The sequence below is a fragment of the Photorhabdus kayaii genome, from assembly GCF_025384895.1.
Classification (GTDB): domain Bacteria; phylum Pseudomonadota; class Gammaproteobacteria; order Enterobacterales; family Enterobacteriaceae; genus Photorhabdus; species Photorhabdus kayaii.
This window is the reverse complement of record NZ_JAJAFZ010000003.1, coordinates 34,282-53,030: the sequence shown is the minus strand read 5'-3', so window position 1 is coordinate 53,030 and position 18,749 is coordinate 34,282. Positions and strand designations below refer to the sequence as shown.

14 protein-coding genes are annotated in these 18,749 nt (G+C 40.1%); 5 read left to right on the top strand and 9 right to left on the bottom strand.

Features of this window, described 5'->3' with window-relative positions:
- Window positions 1-37: 37 nt before the first annotated feature.
- The gene (locus tag LGZ98_RS02075; RefSeq protein ID WP_113041527.1) at window positions 38-889 is read right to left on the bottom strand and encodes a PRD domain-containing protein; all 852 of its coding nucleotides are present in this window, start codon (window positions 887-889) and stop codon (window positions 38-40) included.
- Window positions 890-1,335: 446 nt separating this feature from the next.
- On the opposite strand from LGZ98_RS02075, the gene LGZ98_RS02070 reads away from it, so the two are divergent.
- From LGZ98_RS02070 to LGZ98_RS02060, 3 genes are all read left to right on the top strand, one after another.
- The gene (locus LGZ98_RS02070) at window positions 1,336-2,772 is read left to right on the top strand and encodes a PTS transporter subunit EIIC (protein WP_113041526.1); all 1,437 of its coding nucleotides are present in this window, start codon (window positions 1,336-1,338) and stop codon (window positions 2,770-2,772) included.
- 75 nt (window positions 2,773-2,847) lie between these two features.
- Window positions 2,848-4,269, top strand: coding sequence for a glycoside hydrolase family 1 protein (locus LGZ98_RS02065; protein ID WP_228899866.1), 1,422 nt, complete (start codon window positions 2,848-2,850; stop codon window positions 4,267-4,269).
- Window positions 4,253-5,557: a carbohydrate porin gene (locus LGZ98_RS02060; RefSeq protein WP_228899862.1), complete on the top strand. Its 1,305-nt coding sequence runs from the start codon at window positions 4,253-4,255 to the stop codon at window positions 5,555-5,557. Before LGZ98_RS02065 ends, LGZ98_RS02060 begins: the two co-directional genes overlap by 17 nt.
- Before the next feature lie 96 nt (window positions 5,558-5,653).
- Here the strand turns inward: LGZ98_RS02060 and dnaJ are convergent, their stop codons facing one another.
- Complete coding sequence (gene dnaJ, locus LGZ98_RS02055) at window positions 5,654-6,772, bottom strand: molecular chaperone DnaJ (protein ID WP_011144959.1); 1,119 nt, start codon at window positions 6,770-6,772, stop codon at window positions 5,654-5,656.
- Between the two features lie 113 nt (window positions 6,773-6,885).
- Window positions 6,886-8,796 (bottom strand): molecular chaperone DnaK, encoded by a 1,911-nt coding sequence (gene dnaK, locus LGZ98_RS02050; protein WP_262977632.1) that lies wholly within the window; start codon window positions 8,794-8,796, stop codon window positions 6,886-6,888.
- 427 nt (window positions 8,797-9,223) lie between these two features.
- Between dnaK and satP the strand changes: the two genes are divergently transcribed.
- A complete protein-coding gene (satP, locus tag LGZ98_RS02045) occupies window positions 9,224-9,793 on the top strand; it encodes an acetate uptake transporter (RefSeq protein ID WP_113041522.1) in 570 nt (189 codons plus the stop codon).
- Window positions 9,794-9,933: 140 nt separating this feature from the next.
- Here satP and LGZ98_RS02040 read toward each other — a convergent pair whose 3' ends face one another.
- The 6 genes from LGZ98_RS02040 to LGZ98_RS02015 all read right to left on the bottom strand — a co-directional run bounded on the left by LGZ98_RS02040 (window position 9,934) and on the right by LGZ98_RS02015 (window position 17,525).
- Window positions 9,934-12,228 (bottom strand): S8 family serine peptidase, encoded by a 2,295-nt coding sequence (locus LGZ98_RS02040; RefSeq protein ID WP_262977631.1) that lies wholly within the window; start codon window positions 12,226-12,228, stop codon window positions 9,934-9,936.
- A 5-nt stretch (window positions 12,229-12,233) separates the two neighbouring features.
- Window positions 12,234-13,340 carry an AAA family ATPase gene (locus tag LGZ98_RS02035; RefSeq protein ID WP_113041520.1) on the bottom strand — a complete coding sequence of 369 codons (1,107 nt, stop codon included), beginning with the start codon at window positions 13,338-13,340 and terminating at the stop codon, window positions 12,234-12,236.
- Window positions 13,341-13,830: 490 nt separating this feature from the next.
- Window positions 13,831-14,391: a chorismate mutase gene (locus tag LGZ98_RS02030; RefSeq protein ID WP_113041519.1), complete on the bottom strand. Its 561-nt coding sequence runs from the start codon at window positions 14,389-14,391 to the stop codon at window positions 13,831-13,833.
- 139 nt (window positions 14,392-14,530) lie between these two features.
- A complete protein-coding gene (gene mog / locus LGZ98_RS02025) occupies window positions 14,531-15,106 on the bottom strand; it encodes a molybdopterin adenylyltransferase (RefSeq protein ID WP_113041518.1) in 576 nt (191 codons plus the stop codon).
- Window positions 15,107-15,192: 86 nt separating this feature from the next.
- Window positions 15,193-16,146, bottom strand: coding sequence for a transaldolase (tal, locus tag LGZ98_RS02020; protein WP_262977630.1), 954 nt, complete (start codon window positions 16,144-16,146; stop codon window positions 15,193-15,195).
- Window positions 16,147-16,313: 167 nt separating this feature from the next.
- Window positions 16,314-17,525, bottom strand: a complete 1,212-nt coding sequence (locus LGZ98_RS02015) for an MFS transporter (protein ID WP_262977629.1) — start codon at window positions 17,523-17,525, stop codon at window positions 16,314-16,316.
- Window positions 17,526-17,928: 403 nt separating this feature from the next.
- On the opposite strand from LGZ98_RS02015, the gene yaaA reads away from it, so the two are divergent.
- Window positions 17,929-18,705 (top strand): peroxide stress protein YaaA, encoded by a 777-nt coding sequence (gene yaaA, locus LGZ98_RS02010; protein WP_113041515.1) that lies wholly within the window; start codon window positions 17,929-17,931, stop codon window positions 18,703-18,705.
- Window positions 18,706-18,749: the final 44 nt, after the last annotated feature.

The window sequence follows — 18,749 nt, the reverse complement described above, 5'->3', positions numbered from 1 at the left end:
TTAGCGATTGACACTTATTTGACGATCCATTTACTTATCATTCTCTGCCCTTATAACTATCATTAACCACCCGTTCTATATGAATGACTAAATAAATCAATTCATCATCGGGCACTTTCCATTGGTATTTCTCCCTCAGATATTTAATTAGCTTAACTGCACAGTTGTAGCTTTTGAAATACTTTTCTTCTATCAACTCTTGCAGAGAAAAATCCACCTCAATCGCAGAAGAATGCTCATTTTTATTTTGTCTAATCAGGAAATAGCGCAAATGCGTAATAAAACGAGAGTAATTTACCGAGGTTGTATCAAGGTTAACATGAAAATAGTAATGAATGAGCTTAACCGTTTTATTAATCAAATTCGTTAATTTTAATGTATCTCCCATTGTTTGCCCTTCATATTGAGCATTGACAAAATGCAAGGCAATCAATGAGGCTTCTATCGGCGGTAATGGTTTTTCAATCTGGTCATTAATATAGATAAGCGCCTGTTTACCGACTTCATATTCCAACGGGTAAAGATGAGGGATCTCCCATTGTAAGACATTACCAATCTGATATCCTTTACTCACACGCTCAAATGCAAAGTTTAAATGCTCTGACAAAGTAATGAGTAATGAATCGTTGAGAGATTTGCCAAGAAGATCTTTCCCTAATGCGATAATTTTCTCGGTTAGCTCTATAACTGAGACTGGAATAGTCGCAATAATTTGATTAATTCTATCGTTCTTTTCAACAGTGAAGACTTTTGCAACATCTTGAATATTCAGCCTATCACCTTTTTTTCTATTAAAACCTATGCCCTTATCCATTAGAATAACTTCATTATTATTCTCATCAATGGCAAGAACGACATTATTATTTATGAGTTTTACTATCGTTAACAAAAGAGATACCTTACAGGATAAACTATTATATGCGCCAACCTAAGCCTATAAAATAGGTGAAATATATTTGTGACCTGGTTGTGCCTGATCTTATCAGTAACACTCCTGTACACTATATTCATTATGTTATCTTTCAGGCTAAGGCATTATTTTTACAAAGTCAACGACACAGCAACATATCCACTTACCCAAGGTATTTATGATAAGCATCACATTTTTACCAAAATTACATTTAATAACTTGCAAGTATCGCAAGGAGTAATTAGTTTTTGACCAACTGATATAGGCTTGTTACCGACTTAGTTGCGACTGACGTCGGGCAAAACCTAATCCATCACGTCACGATCCCCTTATTCCAGGGCGATTGTAGATGATGGATTAGGTTTTTTTTTGCCTTAAATTCGGTCTTTCGCTGTTTTCAGCGTATTAAATGAAGGGGAAGTCTAATGAGATACGAAAGTCTGGCAGAGAAAATAGTTAGCGCAATAGGTGGGAAAGAGAATATATCTAGCCTGGTCCATTGCGCGACTCGTTTACGATTTAAACTTAAAGATAGCAGTCTGGCCAATAGCGAATTACTCAAACAGACTAAGGGAATTATTACCGTAGTAGAGAGTGGTGGGCAATATCAGGTCGTCATCGGTAGTCACGTAGGGGATGTTTACGATGATATTAATCATAAATACTTACAAGATGATGCAGAAGCAGCACAAAATATAACTTCACAGCAAGAGATAAAACGAGATAACGCCAGAGGTTTAAAACGCATTCTTGATGTCGCCATTGATATTATTTCCAGTATTTTTACCCCGCTATTAGGTGTATTGGTCGCCGCCGGATTAATTAAAGGCATTCTCGCTTTATCCAACGTATTCAATTGGATGAGCATAGACAGCGGGACCTATAAAATTTTATACGCTACCGGTGATGCCATGCTCTATTTCATGCCTATTTTATTAGGGTATACCGCAGGTAAGCGGTTCGGAGGCAACCCGTTTATTACGATGGTTATCGGGGCCGCTTTAACCTATCCCACCATGACCGAGGCATTTAAACTTTCGCAAACGACTCCTGCTGTTCACCTCAATTTCCTTGGCATTCCTATCTCTTTCATTAATTATAGCTCAACCGTTATTCCCATTATCTTATCAGCATGGTTTAGCTGCTTGCTGGAAAAGAAGTTTAATAGCTGGTTTCATTCCTCCGTCAAACTGTTTGCCACACCTTTCCTGTGTCTATTGATTACGGTTCCTTTGACTTTTGTAGTTATTGGCCCTATAGCAACAGAGCTCAGTGATAGCCTGGCTGCCGGATATCTCTTTTTCTATCAATTAAATCCGGTCATTGCTGGACTTTTTATGGGTGCATTGTGGCAAGTTTGTGTCATTTTCGGTCTGCATTGGGGACTTATCCCAATAATGATCAATAACATGATGACCCAGAAAAAAGATATGCTCTCCCCACTGCTCCAGCCAGCAATATTTGGTCAAGCAGGCGCAACTCTGGGGGTATTTTTACGTACACGTGATAAGAATATGAAAACATTATCAGGTACCGCACTGATATCAAGTCTCTTTGGCATCACCGAACCTGCTATTTATGGTGTCACACTACCACTAAAACGTCCATTTATTATCGGTTGTATTGGTGGGGCGCTTGGCGGGGCAATTGTCGGTTTCTATTCAGGAACAGCATATAACGTTGGCGGCATGGGTATCTTTGCGTTTACCTCATTTATTTCTCCCGCCGGCATAGATAGTGCTTTCTGGAGTGTCATATTAGGTTCGTTAGGTTCATTTGTCTTCTCCTGTATCGCAACCTATTTATTCGGTTTGCCATCAGAAGTAAAAGTTCCACTAATAACATCCCATGCAAAAAATTAATTTAAACTCTGAAATGAAGAATCATATTAAGAGAATATCTTCCAAGTTTAACGAGCAATTAACAAGAGGAAAATCATGAAAAAACAATTTCCAAATAACTTCCTTTGGGGAGGAGCGCTGGCTGCAAATCAAGTTGAAGGTGCCTATCAAATAGATGGCAAAGGGTTATCAACCTCAGATATGCAACCTTGTGGAGTCATTGGTCACAGCATGGAACGCAGTTTGGGTGATTTTCATATTAAGGATATTGGCATCGATTTTTATCATCGTTATCCCGAAGATATTGCGCTATTTGCTGAAATGGGATTTAAATGCCTGAGAACCTCTATCGCCTGGACACGCATATTTCCTGAAGGAGATGAAAAAATACCGAACGAAAATGGTTTAGCTTTTTATGATCGCCTGTTTGACGAAATGATAAAATATAATATTCAACCACTCATTACGCTTTCCCATTTTGAAATGCCTTATGGCTTAGTAAAAAAATATGGTGGTTGGGGAAATCGTGAAACAATTGCGTTTTTTGACCATTATACCAGAACTGTTTTTAAACGTTACCAACATAAAGTAAAATATTGGCTGACATTCAATGAAATTAACATGTCTTTATTCTCTTGTTTTACCGGCGCAGGATTACCAGAAAAAAGTAAAATTCAAGATATTTATCAGGCGCTACATTATCAATTAGTTGCCAGTGCTAAAGCAGTTAAAGCCTGCCATGAAATTATTCCTGATGCAAAAATAGGTAATATGGTGGCAGCGGCCCCTTATTATCCATTGACTTGTCACCCTGATGATATATTAGAATCATTGAAAAAGAATCGCGAATGGTTGTTCTTCTTTGATGTACAAGCTCGTGGATATTATCCATCCTATATGTCCCGTCTATTTGAAGAACAAAATATTACACTTGATATCACAGATGAAGATAAAAAAGCACTCAAAGAAACCGTTGATTTTCTCTCTTTCAGTTACTACATGAGTAGCTGTGCAACGACAAATCCTGAGATTATCAAGACCTCAGGGAATATCATTAATCCGGTGAAAAATCCTTATCTGTCCAGCTCAGAATGGGGATGGCAAATCGATCCCCAAGGCATTCGCTATCTTCTCAATATGCTATATGACCGTTACCAGAAACCCCTGTTTATTGTAGAAAACGGTTTGGGTGCCAGGGATGTTATTCAAGACGATGGCTCTATTATTGATGATTATCGTATTAAATATCTTAACGATCATTTATTTCAGATACGGGAAGCCATTGAAGATGGAGTTCAGTTATTAGGATATACCTCATGGGGGCCAATAGATTTGGTCAGCGCTTCTACCGCAGAAATGTCAAAACGGTATGGGTTTATTTATGTTGATCGCGATGACCAAGGTAATGGAACATTAGAACGGCGGCGTAAAAAAAGTTTTAGTTGGTATAAAGAGGTGATCAGCAGTCACGGTAATACCCTTCAAGCCCCGGAGGTAGAAAATGAAAATAACCAATAAATTTCTTTTACTCACGATTCCACTTATTTTGCTTTATAACAATATCACGGTAGCAGCGGAAAATCACTGTCACTCGTATGATACCCTTTTACCAAGAGGACCAGAAACACCTTCGGTTTCATCTGCATGCGATACGGTATTTCCTGAATGGGGCGGCCTTAGAAAAGAGATGGCCGATCGTGGCTTTTATGCAAATTTTCAACTACTTACTAATCTAACCTACGATATATCAAGAAGCTGGAAAAATACGCCTAATCCCAATTATATGGGACAGCGCTTAACGACCGGTAATATCGCCGCGACAGAACTCACTTATGATTTATCACGGATTGGTTTCACTGATAAAGCGCAACTGCGTTTAGGTTTAACCTATGCTTATAATAACTTCAAAAATAATGGTCAAGATGGACATCCTTTTGTCTCAGCCTTTTCCATTAATCAACCCTTATTGAATGATCGAGTCATATTAAATTATGGCTATACGACACTACTCTCCCATTTTTATGGCTTATTTTTGGGTAGCAGTACAGCATCATCAGCGCTAGGGCCAACCAGTGTGATGTTGTCCCAAGCTGGACTAACCATTAGCAAACCAAGTCCATCGATAGATATTCGGTTTTTATCGGAAAATAAACGTTGGTATGACCACATTGGCGTTGCCAGAAGTCAAAGCTCAGAAGGTTTAAAAACCGATTCAAAATATAATACCTATGGTCTGCGCTGGAAACTTCCCAGTGCAGGAACCTTAGTCATCAACGAATTAGGTTATCGTGTTAATGCCAATGAAACGGAGAATATGATCTGGCTGCGGGGTGGATCGGTATTCAATAAAACACCTTATTTTAACTATAACAATTCAGAGTATGAAGATTACACTTACTCTCATTATATCGCAGCTACCCACCAAATAACCAAGCCGGATACGTCAATGCCTTTCCGTGGCTGGTATATTGACGGTAAAGCCAACTATGCGCCAAAAGATCGTAACCTGTTTAATGCCGACATTTCATTATCACTGTTCAGTATTGGTCCATTTGATTCGCGTCCAAACGATATGGTTACTTTTGGTCTGGCTTATAATAAGTTCAGTGACGATGCAAAAAATTATTTCTCTCGCAATGGTCAACTTGCTGAAAGTTATAGTGCAACCGCTTCCGTAGCCTATAGTTATCGTGTTTATAACGGAATCTATTGGACTAATAGCTTATCGTATACTCATCACCCATCAGTGACACCAAAAGAGGATGATGCCTATAATTTGCTCACACAAATTACGTTTAGTTTATAATTCTTAACCAAAACAAAAAGTCCTCATCCAAAACGAGGACTTTTTACCCATAATTCGAGCTTTATTTAACAATCCAGCTCTATTATGTGAAGATATTTACTTGGTCAAATCATCAAAAAATTTCTTTACGCCATCGAAGAAACTTTTAGAACGTGGGCTATTCGTTTCTTCGCCGGCCCCACCGAAAGATTCACCCAATTCGCGCAGTAATTCTTTCTGTCTTTCATTTAATTTAACCGGCGTTTCTACCACTACCCGGCACAATAAATCACCCTGAACACCACCGCGGACAGATTTAACACCTTTGCCTTTCATGCGGAACATTTTACCTGTCTGGGTTTCCGCAGGTATTTTCAATTTCACACGGCCATCGAGAGTTGGAACTTCGATTTCTCCACCCAGTGCCGCCATTGCAAAGTTAACCGGCACTTCACAATAGAGATTACTTTCTTGACGCTCAAAAATATGGTGTGATTTCACCTGTACCTGAACATACAAATCACCTGCGGGTGCGCCTTTAGCCCCCGCTTCACCCTCACCACTCAAACGAACACGGTCACCGGTATCCACACCCGCCGGGATTTTGACAGACAGGGTTTTGTATCTTTCAACTCGCCCATGACCATGACATTTATGGCAAGAATCTTTGATGATCTGACCACGGCCATGACAGTGTGGGCAAGGTTGCTGAACGGTGAAAAATCCCTGACGCATATGAACCTGACCAGCACCTTGACAGGTTGAACAGGTTACAGGGCTGGTTCCTGCTTTAGCGCCGCTACCATGACAGATATCACAAGTTTCCAGTGTCGGGATACGGATCTCTTTGGTCACACCACGAACCGCTTCTTCCAGCGTCAATTCCATGCTGTAACGCAAATCAGCACCGCGGCTTGGACGCTGTTGACGACGACCACCACCGAAAATATCACCGAAAACGTCACCAAAGATATCGCTAAAATCAGCTCCGCCGCCGCCCATGCCGCCTTGTTCAAAAGCAGCATGACCATATTGATCATAAGCAGCCCGTTTCTGGTCATCCGTCAGAATTTCATAAGCTTCTTTAACTTCTTTGAATTGGCTTTCTGCCTCTTTATCGCCCTGATTACGATCAGGATGATATTTCATCGCCAGCCGCTTATAGGCTTTTTTAATCTCTTTTTCGCTCGCTGTTTTGGAAACCCCCAAAACCTCGTAATAATCTCTTTTCGCCATCTCTTATTTTACCCTTAACATGCGCACACGGGCGCAGAGTTCCCTCAACGCCCGTGCCGGTTAATCAGCAACAGTTATCATCATCTAACTGTCACCGCGCCCGCTAAGGGCTATTATTTTTTATCTTTAACTTCTTCGAATTCAGCGTCTACAACATCGTCATCTTTCTTCGCACTGTCACCAGCATCTGCGGTTGCACCAGCCTGAGCCTGCTGCTGAGCAATCTCCAACAGCTTAGCGGAAGCCTGAACCAAAGCCTGAATTTTCGCTTCGATATCCGCTTTATCTTCGCCTTTAGCAACTTTTTCCAACTCAGCTACAGCGCTTTCAATCGCGGTTTTATCTTCTGCTGGCAGCTTGTCACCCGCTTCTTCCACTTGCTTACGCGTGCCGTGAACCAGTTGATCTGCCTGGTTACGAACTTGTACCAACTCTTCAAACTTACGATCAGATTCAGCGTTAGCTTCTGCATCACGAACCATACGTTGAATTTCGTCCTCATTCAGACCAGAAGAGGCTTTGATAGTGATCTGCTGTTCGCGACCGGTGTTTTTGTCTTTGGCAGATACATGCAAAATACCGTCAGCATCAATATCAAAAGTCACTTCAATCTGAGGCATACCACGAGGTGCTGCTTGGATACCATCCAAATTGAACTGGCCCAAAGATTTGTTATCGCCGGCACGTTTACGCTCACCCTGCAACACATGGATAGTTACCGCAGACTGATTGTCTTCCGCCGTAGAGAACACCTGGCTGTGTTTGGTTGGGATCGTGGTGTTTTTCACAATGAGGGAAGTCATAACGCCACCCATTGTTTCGATACCCAGAGACAGTGGTGTAACATCCAGCAACAAGACATCTTTCACATCACCAGCCAGAACACCGCCCTGTACCGCAGCACCCATTGCTACCGCTTCGTCAGGGTTCACATCTTTACGTGGCTCTTTACCGAAGAAGTCAGCAACCACTTTCTGTACCATTGGCATACGGGTCTGACCGCCCACCAGAATGACATCGTTCACATCAGAAACTGACAGGCCGGCATCTTGCAATGCAACTCGTACAGGCTCCATAGAACGTTTAACCAGATCTTCTACCAGTGATTCCAGTTTCGCACGGGTCACTTTGATATTCATGTGCTTAGGACCAGTTGCATCTGCGGTGATATATGGCAGGTTCACATCGGTCTGCTGTGCGGAAGAAAGCTCAATTTTAGCTTTTTCTGCTGCTTCTTTCAGACGTTGCATTGCCAATGGGTCGTTACGCAGATCAATGCCCTGATCTTTCTTAAATTCGTCAACCAGATAGTTGATCATACGGCTATCGAAATCTTCGCCGCCCAAGTGAGTATCACCGTTGGTCGCCAGTACTTCATAGGTTTTTTCGCCGTCAACTTCATCGATTTCGATAATAGAGATATCGAAAGTACCACCACCGAGGTCATAAACCGCGATAGTACGGTTACCCACTTCTCTGTCCAAGCCATAAGCCAGTGCAGCGGCCGTTGGTTCGTTGATAATACGTTTTACTTCCAGACCTGCGATACGGCCCGCATCTTTGGTTGCCTGACGCTGAGCATCGTTAAAATATGCAGGTACGGTGATTACCGCTTCAGTCACTGGCTCACCCAGATAATCTTCTGCCGTTTTCTTCATTTTCTTCAAAACTTCAGCAGAAACCTGAGGAGGAGCCATCTTCTGGTCTTTCACTTCCAGCCATGCGTCGCCATTATCTGCCGCAATAATTTTGTATGGCATGATAGCTACATCGCGTTGCGCTTCTTCGTCTTGGAAACGACGGCCAATCAGACGCTTAATAGCAAACAACGTATTTTGCGGGTTAGTAACAGCCTGACGTTTAGCCGGTTGACCAACCAGAGTCTCTCCATCCTGGGTATAAGCAATGATGGAAGGGGTTGTGCGATCACCTTCGCTGTTTTCCAGCACACGAGCTGTCGTGCCATCCATAATAGCTACACAAGAGTTGGTAGTTCCCAGGTCGATACCAATAATTTTACCCATCTAAACGCCTCCAAAGAAATTCGTAATCAATCAAGTTGCTAATCAATATGAGGATAACTCTCTGCATTTCAATGGCACCTATTTTTTGCCTCTACGCGATTCCTCACCCTTGCTTATAACACCGGCTGTATAGGACAGCGATTAGCAACTGCGGTTGATTATAAGATGGGGTCGTTAAAGCTATCATCAAGGGGGGATGCGAAAAAAAAACCTTTTTATTATTTCAAAGATTATTGTTTCATTGCTGACAGATCATTATGATTCGCCACCTTTGCTATTTATACCCTATGGATTTCAAGATGCATCGCGACGGCAAGGGAGCGAATCCCCGGGAGCATAGAAAACTATGTGACCGGGGTGAGTGAGTGCAGCCAACAAAGAGGCAACTTGAAAGATGACGGGTATATGACTTTCTTTCAGAGGACTTATGAACGCGAATCAATTGGCTAACCCCGGCCCCTTAGGGCTAATGGGCTTCGGCATGACAACCATTCTGCTTAATCTGCATAACGCAGGTTTCTTTCCACTGGCATCCGTTATCCTGAGTATGGGCATTTTCTACGGCGGCCTGGCTCAAGTACTGGCAGGGATTTTTGAATATAAGAAAGGCAATACCTTTGCCGCAACGGCTTTCACCTCCTATGGGTTGTTTTGGCTCAGTCTGGTCGGGTTATTATTTCTGCCTAAAATGGGACTGGCAGAAGCCACCAGCAGCCAATATTTAGCGGTATATCTTGGCCTATGGGGTGTGTTTACTCTGTTTATGTTCTTTGGCACCTTCAAGGCTAACCGCGTACTACAGTTTATCTTTGGTGGCCTGACACTGTTGTTCGCTTTGTTAGCGATTGGCAACTTTACCGGAAATACCACTCTTCTGACGATTGCCGGTTATGAAGGGATAATTTGTGGTGCCAGCGCATTTTATCTGGCAATGGCGGAAGTGCTGAATGAGCAGTATGGACGCACTATTCTGCCCATTGGCGAGATAAAACCGTAATAAACCGCGGGTTGGAAGAAGGCAAATTTTTCCCCCTCTTCCAGTCCGTTATGAGCATATTGCTATCCCATTTTTCAATGTCTATACCCGTCATCTTTCAAGCTGCCTCTTTGTTGGCTGCACTCACCCCGGTCACATAGTTATCTATGCTCCCAGGGATTCTTTCCCTTGCCGTCGCGATGCAACTTGAAATCCATAGGGTATATTGTATTATCAATATCAATATGTTGCTCAATTATTCCAACTTCAGCTTTTGGTCCTAAACGTTGTTTCATTGTGTTATAAATACCAAAATCTTTATTGTGACTTTTAAAAGTTAAGACAAATGATACCTCTTGTTCAGATAGTTCATGGTGTGATGACATATCAAACTGATATAAATCACGGGTAAAAATTCGAGCATAGAGTCTTAACTTCGTATTATCAACGGATACTCCTGAAAAAGATTTTCCATGATGTCTTATCGGGCTCCATTTAGCTAACTCTTGGCGAGACTGAAGTTCTTTTTCTTTAGATTCCTTCATAGTACCAAGAAGATTTTTTACTTTACCGTCGTTACTAATGCTCTGCAAAGAGCACTGTAGCCTAGTAGCAAAATAATTTTCGCCTCCCAATTCAGAAACCAAGGGTTTTAATATTGCTGTTAATATTATTTCTCCTTTAATTTTTCCATCTTCCAACATTTCAGTAGGTAGAGGAATATCATTCCAATAATATGCAAACCCTGCACGAATTTTACTATTCCAAGCGAGAGTAACTGTCCCTTCATCACAATACCAAGGAAGGTTATTACCTTCTTTCCAAGGTGAGCCCCAACCTAGACGCAAATCATGTGCACACCTCTCAGCTTTATTTATTAACAATGCTCTAACTAAATCAGGAGTAGGTTCTTTTAGATTTTTAAACACATGTGCTGCTATTGATGAAATAAGAGGTGTACTATAACTAGTTCCAGTATCTATTACCCCACCAATCATTCGTAACGTTGAAAACCAAGATAGTTCCGGCTTTTTCATCCCTGCCGGAGCAGGCCCTCGCAAACTCATCGAGCAAGGTGTAGTTGCCATACCATTTTCATCCGCACATCGTCCCGCTATAGTTAAAGCAGATTCACAATCGGCAGGAGGACACAATCTTATACTATTTGATCTGCTTACATTACCGATTGAAATAATTGGTAATATGTTAAACTTACGGGCAATTCGATTAACTTCATGCCCTAAATAACTAATTTCTTCATTCGAATAATATGGCTCACTCTCATTAAATGAAAGATTCCATACCTGAGATATCCCTTTTGTCTCATTAGCAACATCTCTAAGATAGTTAATAAATTGTTCGGTCGTTGGTTGGATAGCTACTCCTTTTTTATTAATTGCTTGAACGCTAATAAACTTGCACGCCAACTCAGGTAAAGCAAGATTATTATTCCATGCAGATCCTTGGCAAATTACTGAAGTAACCTTATTACCATGCTTTAAATCTGCATCATGCTGATCTACTAATGGAGTAATACTCATTACGTTAAAAGGTAAATAAGAAACAGCAGAGCAACCACCATCAACAATTACTACTGTTGGGATATTTTTCAAGTTAGATAAATTAGGTATCGGTTCTTTACCGCTACCTGGTGGCACTGATTTTGCTGAAACATTATGTACCGGCTCAATTCTATAAACAATACCAGAGCTAATTAACTTATTAAAATTCTCTAAATTATTTATTACCGTGGTAAATGATAATGTTCCGTCGATTAAATACTCATCCAATTTTCTTGGGAAATATCTATTTCCCTTTTTTTGTATTTCTTCATTTTTAAAAACATTATCAAATTTAGAATGACCAAAACCAATAATCTTCTGATTAGCAAATTCTTCAAGTTCTTTCTTAACAGATACTCTTGCTTTTTTATCATGGAATGGTAAAATCCAAACATTGAATTGCTTTTCTACATCATCGAACGCTTCAAAAACAGCTTTTGCCTTTCTTCCTCGTAATACTTGATTTTTATCAAAACCAATAATACTTTCAAGACGAGAAATATCGACTTTAATTCGAGCATTTTTCGCTTTTTTTATTTTCTCAATCAAACTAGAGATTCTAGAACCTGAGATTTCGACTAAGTATCCATCAAAAGCCGGAGCAACTATTCTTGTTAAATCATCTGCTTCAAATAAATCATCAGGGGTCCAAGATGGTGCAAGAGAATCATCAAACATTTTAGCTAATAGATGAATTTTACCTGAATGGGAAACAATACCATCATCTTCGCTAATACGTCTAAGCTCTTTCGATAGCTTCTCTTTTTGATCATCTAATCGTGCCCAAATTATACCTTTAGAGTTTTTCCCGCCACCACTCACTGTATTGGGAACTGGCTTATCTAAAAAAGATAGTACAGGATTTAATAAAGGACTTCTAACACCCTCAGCCATAATTCCTATTCCTTAAGATAGCTTGAAATTGTCTGTCTACTTAGTTTCAAAAAACTACCGATTTCAGCCTGAGTAAACAATTTAGTTTCGGAAAGCAAATTAACGATGTTTTTTTTATTATCCGAGCTTAACCCTTCTCTGTAAGGTATAATCGAGTTATGTGAATCACCCCCAATTATTGCTTGAATGACCGCTACAATATCAATATCCGAATTAGTCAAAATTGCCTGTCTTCTTGCCGCTATTGCTATAGTTTCAATATCTGCTCCACTTAATCCGTCTGATATTATAGATAGTGCTTTTAACTCCTTTGATATCCCCTTATCTTGGAAAAGGAAATGATTCCAAAGAGACTCCCTAACTTCTAGGTTTGGCATACCAAAGCGAATTTTATATGGAAAACGTCGCCAAATCGCGGGGTCTAAAAGATCTGCGTGGTTAGTTGCCGCAATTACTACTGCGCTATCATCCAGTGAATCTAAGCCTTGTATCAAAGTATTCACAACACGTTTAAGCTCACCTATTTCGTGCCGATCATCACGTATCTTAGCAACCGCATCAACCTCATCTAATAACAATATGCCGTTTCTAGAAGGTACATAATCAAAAATTTGCCTTAAATTCTTAGCTGTATCACCCAATAATGATGATATTACTGAATCTAATCTGACAACGAATAACGGCCTATTTAGTTGAGAAGCAACATGACCAGCAATCAATGTCTTACCGGTACCCGGTGGACCTGATAACAGCAACCCCAATCTTCCTGATAACCCATTTTCAATTAGCTTTTTTTGATGCTTAACACTTTCAATAAAAGCATTGAAAGTAATACTCTCAGACTCGCCCAAAAAAATAGGAGTCACTGACCACTGGTGTTCCTCAATTAAAGGCATTCTTGATTTAGGGTCAACAGGTAAACTATCACTATATCCCGAACTACGAAGTGGAACTCCCTTACGTCTTACTATGGATTTAATTTTTTTAGCAACATCCATATCATCAGCACTGATAGATTTAGCTATTCTATTACTGACACTTCTAACTTCTGTATAATTAGCATCCAAGGACGCTTCTATGAGGGCAACAATGTCCTCAGCAACGATATTCATAACCAACCTCTTAAATATAATGACAATCAAAAATGATTTTTTGTCATGCCAATATGCATGAATGTCATGAATAATGTCGATTTTGTCAACCTAAAAAACAAATTATCACCACAATTACAGGCAGGAGTTAAGGAAAAAGCTTAGTCTTTGGGTTCGGTTTTATCAGCACACTGTCTTTGACGTTGTATACGTCAAATTTAACTTCCGAGGAGTTACCATCAATAAGATACAAGGCGCAAGTTAGCCCGTAGGCGATTACTTTTAACATATGACGTTCAGTGAAAAACTATAAGGCCGCTTTAATCTGAGAGGTATCAAGCCCTGTACAACATGATCAGTGTCTCGTGATATCAGGCAGGGTTATCTGTATGCCGAAACAGATTGTTGCTGTACGTGCTGCTGGTAGCTTAAAAAACCGTAAAGCAAATCCAGCTCCAAAAGCTCACTTTAAAAAGACCGGCTTTTCTTGCTAAGGGCGAGGGGCTGTGATTTATTTTAATTTCACTTTCTCAAGCGCAGAGAAAATTTGCTGTTTATCCGAATCCTTTAAATTGTGTTGTTGAATATTCCTCATAAACATTTCCTTGTCAGAAACGCTTATTTTCTCTCCGGCTTTGAGCAAGATCGCAATTTGTTGGAGGATTTCCGTACTCAGCCCGCTAATTTTAATCCGAACATCATCTAGCGGCTTCGGTTGCCAACTATTTTCAGGGAGAGGCAACCAATCAGCTCGATAGCGATATTGAATCGCCTTTGCCGCATTCATCTGAATTATAATGAACGGTGTGACTGATTCTCCATTTAATCCGAAAGATTCAGCCTCACTTATTGATTTAGCAAGAACCTTCTTTTCTTGAGCCAAAACCTCAACAGGTAAATGGTTTTCAGCCTTGTATCCCGCCACATCTTTCATGTAAGAAAGGCGCTGATTAATTAACTGAGCTACCGTCGCCTTTGCCTCCATTGCTAGCGTCACCGTTGGTGCCATTGCACTCATAACCAATGCCAAGCCAACAATAAAACCAGTCCTTACTTTTTTTGACCGTTGCATTTTTTCACCCCGAAATTTATTCCAAACAAACTAATCAACAATACCAAACTAATTATAAGCTTAAAATGTTGAAATTACCTTTCGATAGGTGGCGGATAAAAGTTCGATTTTTTGATTCTTTCTACAATCAACTCATTGTTCAACGACGAGCACTTTTCGGTCTAAAAGCCGCGACTACCTTATCATCGGTTTCCACATATGGGCCATCTAGCAATTGGATACAATACGGCACACTGGCAAAAATGCCGGATACCAGAACTTTGCCATTTTCGTCTTTCAAGCCTTCCAACGTTTCTGCGATTGCTTTTGGTTGCCCCGGCAAATTCAAAATCAGCGCCTGCCTGCGGATAACACCAACCTGACGGGATAAAATTGCCGTTGGAACAAATTGCAAACTAATCTGACGCATCTGTTCGCCATAACCCGGCATTTCACGGTCTGCAACCGCTAATGTAGCATCAGGCGTCACATCTCGGCGTGCGGGGCCGGTTCCACCAGTGGTCAAAACCAGATGACAGCCGATTTCATCCACTAGCTCACACAAGGTTTGTTCAATGATGATCTGCTCATCCGGGATCAGACGAGCCTCTATCTGAAAAGGGGTGGTAATCGCACTTTTCAGCCACTCTTCTAATGCCGGAATCCCTTTGTCCTGATAAATACCGCTCGATGCACGATCAGAGACGGATACCAAGCCAATGCGCAGTTCATTCATATAAACCTCAATTAACACAATTTAGTAGCAAAAAGGCGGCCAATTATGCCGCCTTTAACGCTAAAAGAATAGTTTATCGCCTATCATTACAGCAGATCAGAGATCATCTTCTCAAGTTTGCCCTGATCAATAGCAAATTTACGGATACCATCCGCCAGTTTTTCTGTTGCCATTGCATCCTGATGATGTTCCCAATAGAACTGAGCTTCATTCAATGGTTCTGGGCGCACTTTAATTTCACCGGTATAACCCAGTTTACGTTCAACTTCACCCTGAGCTTCAGACAACTCTTTCAACAGTGCGGGAGCAATAGTCAAACGGTCACAACCCGCCAATTCCAAGATCTCACCGGAATTACGGAAACTTGCCCCCATAACCACGGTGTCATAGCCATGTTGTTTATAGTATTGGTAGATTTCAGTCACAGAAATGACGCCAGGATCTTCGTGTGGAGCGAACTCTTTCTGATCGCTGTTCGTTTTATACCAGTCAAGAATACGGCCAACGAACGGCGAAATCAGATAAACCCCGGCTTCCGCACAAGCACGCGCCTGAGCAAAGGAGAATAGTAGTGTCAGGTTACAGTTAATCCCTTCTTTTTCTAGCTGTTCAGCCGCGCGGATACCCTGCCAGGTTGAAGCCAATTTGATCAAAATCCGATCATTGCTGATACCTGCCTCGTTATACAACTTAATCAGGCGTTTAGCTTTAGTAACACTGCGTTCAGTGTCATAAGACAAACGAGCATCAACTTCTGTCGAAATACGGCCAGGGATCAGTTTGAGAATTTCCAAACCAATATTTACCGCCAGTTTATCACTGGCATCCACAATCTGCTGCTCGCGGGAATCGCTCTGTTCACGCGCCCACGCAATTGCTTCATCAATTAATTTACGGTATTCAGGAATTTGTGCAGCGTTAAGGATCAGAGATGGGTTAGTTGTCGCATCTTGTGGCTGATAAAGCTTCATCGCCGCAATATCCCCGGTATCTGCTACTACTGTTGTCAGTTTACGCAGGGAGGTTAGTTTATCGGTCATTTTGTCATATCTCATCGTTATGCGTGAAATTGTGGCATTGTTATTGAGCCATCCACTGATAATAACACGGTAAAACCTTGCTGCAAGGCGGTAAAACGATCACTCACACCGGTCACAGAGTTATACTCTGCTCCCGGGGATTAGAAGATAAATTTTTTCACAAAAAATTACTTTAATGTGAGTTTATTCTCAACGTCAGCACTTATTTTCTTTGCAACAAAAACTGAGCTCAAAGAACACATTGCAAAAAAGAGAAATAAAATACTACTTCCTAGCAAAGGGATTAACCCTATTATGATAATACCAAAGGCTGACTGGTAACTTCTTGAAATTGCATCCGAAGACGATATTATTCTAGCAAAATATTTTTCTGGGGTCAGCTCTTGCCCTGATGTATAGAGAGATATCCTTAAAAAAGAGAGTCCGATAAAAATAAGCATAGTTCCCAAAGTATAAAATAACAGGACACTTTTTGACAAAGGCATAGCCCAAAGAATACTCCCAACTGCAATCAATAGAGAACCAAGAAAGAAAGATTTTTTTAATTTACTTATATTGAAATAGTAGCTAGAAAAATAAGATCCAAATAACATCGAAACAGAAGCTAAAAAGGAAAAATAAGCAATTAAATCAGAAAAAGAAAACGAATATAATTCACTAAATAAAGAGACAATTGTTGCATAGTGAGAAGTCATTATATAGGTTGAAATCACTTGGTATGACACCATTGCAGTTAAAATACTTATCCTGAATAATAATATATTTCTCTGAGTATTATTCTTGATAATATATTCTAAACCACCATATTTCATAGAAATATCTTTTTCCTTTATTCTAATTCCCCAATCGCCGATAAAAAAGAGAAATATAATTGATAAAATAAAGCACATTGATTCAATAAGAAATAAGGATCGTATTGAAATCATATTTATCAAAAAACCTGCTATCAATGGAGAAGATATAGAGAGCAACCCATAATAGAATTGTTGCTTTGATATAAAAGCCACTCTTTCTTCTGAGCTGACAAATGCCTGGTATGCCACTGACCTTATCGATATATTCAAACCTGAAAAAAATGATAGAAGAAAAGATATGAAAAATAATAAATATATATTATTGACAAATACAGCAAGAAATATTGTTACTGCCCGGAAGAAATCCGAATAAATACAAATAGCCCGCATACTAAACCGAGCAGTTAGCCCGCCAATAACCACAAAAACTAATATACTCGCTGTTAACCTTACAGATACCATTAAAGACGTATCTATCTCCGACTTGGTAATTGAATATACAAGCGAAAGAAGCGCTATTTCACTTATTCCTGTACCAAAGATAGATATTATATCAGAGGATAATAGCCTATTTTTATTCTCCATACCTTATCTCACTTATATTTTATTTATCCAATCGATTTCATTAATGGTATTTCCCCGACTTCAATCAAATAAGAAACTGGTAATATTGTACACTTTCTCACTTTTAGAATAATTACTATATTACAATCCAAGAAAAATCGATCAAACTCACAAAAATTAATATTTTAATAAGCCAAAAAACTTTATTTTAATTTATATATAAATTAAAATTAAAATATACCTTTATAAATTATTTAAATGTTTTTAACGTTAAGTGCAGTATAGATCAATAAAATAGAGTGCAAAATTATCAGCTTGTTACCCTACAGATATCACGCACACAGTTTCCGCTATCGTCGTGATTAATTCTTTATTATCCTATCTTCTGTTAAAGTATCCTCATCTGAACAACCGGGACGATATTATGCTTATTACTATTTCACCTGCAAAAACTCTTGATTATGAAAGCCCGCTTGCCACGGAGGAATATAGCCAACCAGAATTACTCGACCAATCAAAGCGGTTAATCCGTATTTGTCGCGAACTGACGCCTGCCCAAATTGCGAGTTTGATGGGTATCAGCGATAAACTTGCCGGCTTGAATGCCGCCCGTTTTGGCGAATGGCATGCTGATTTCACACCTTTAAATGCCCGTCAGGCTATCCTGGCATTTAAAGGTGATGTTTATACCGGTATGCAGGCTGAATCTTTCTCCGATAAGGATTTTGATTTTGCTCAGAATCATCTGAGGATTTTGTCTGGCCTTTACGGTGTACTTCGTCCGTTAGATCTAATGCAACCTTACCGGTTGGAAATGGGGATCAAACTGGAAAATAAACGCGGTAAAGATCTCTATGCTTTCTGGGGAGATTTGATCACAGAAAAGCTCAATGAGGCGCTGGAACAACAAGGTGATAATGTGTTGGTTAATTTGGCTTCCGATGAATATTTCAAATCCGTGAATACGAAAAAGTTAGCTGGTAAAATTATTAAACCTGTATTTCTCGATGAGAAAAACGGTAAGTATAAAATCATTAGTTTTTATGCGAAAAAAGCCCGTGGGCTGATGAGCCGGTTTATTATTCAGAACCAATTAACACAAACTGACCGTCTGGTGGAGTTTAATCTGGATGGCTATGCCTTTGATGAATCGTTATCCAAAGGGAATGAGCTGGTATTTAAGCGCCCAGAACAATATTAAGACCTTATTATCAATAATAAACGCCGCATGATCTGTGCGGCGCC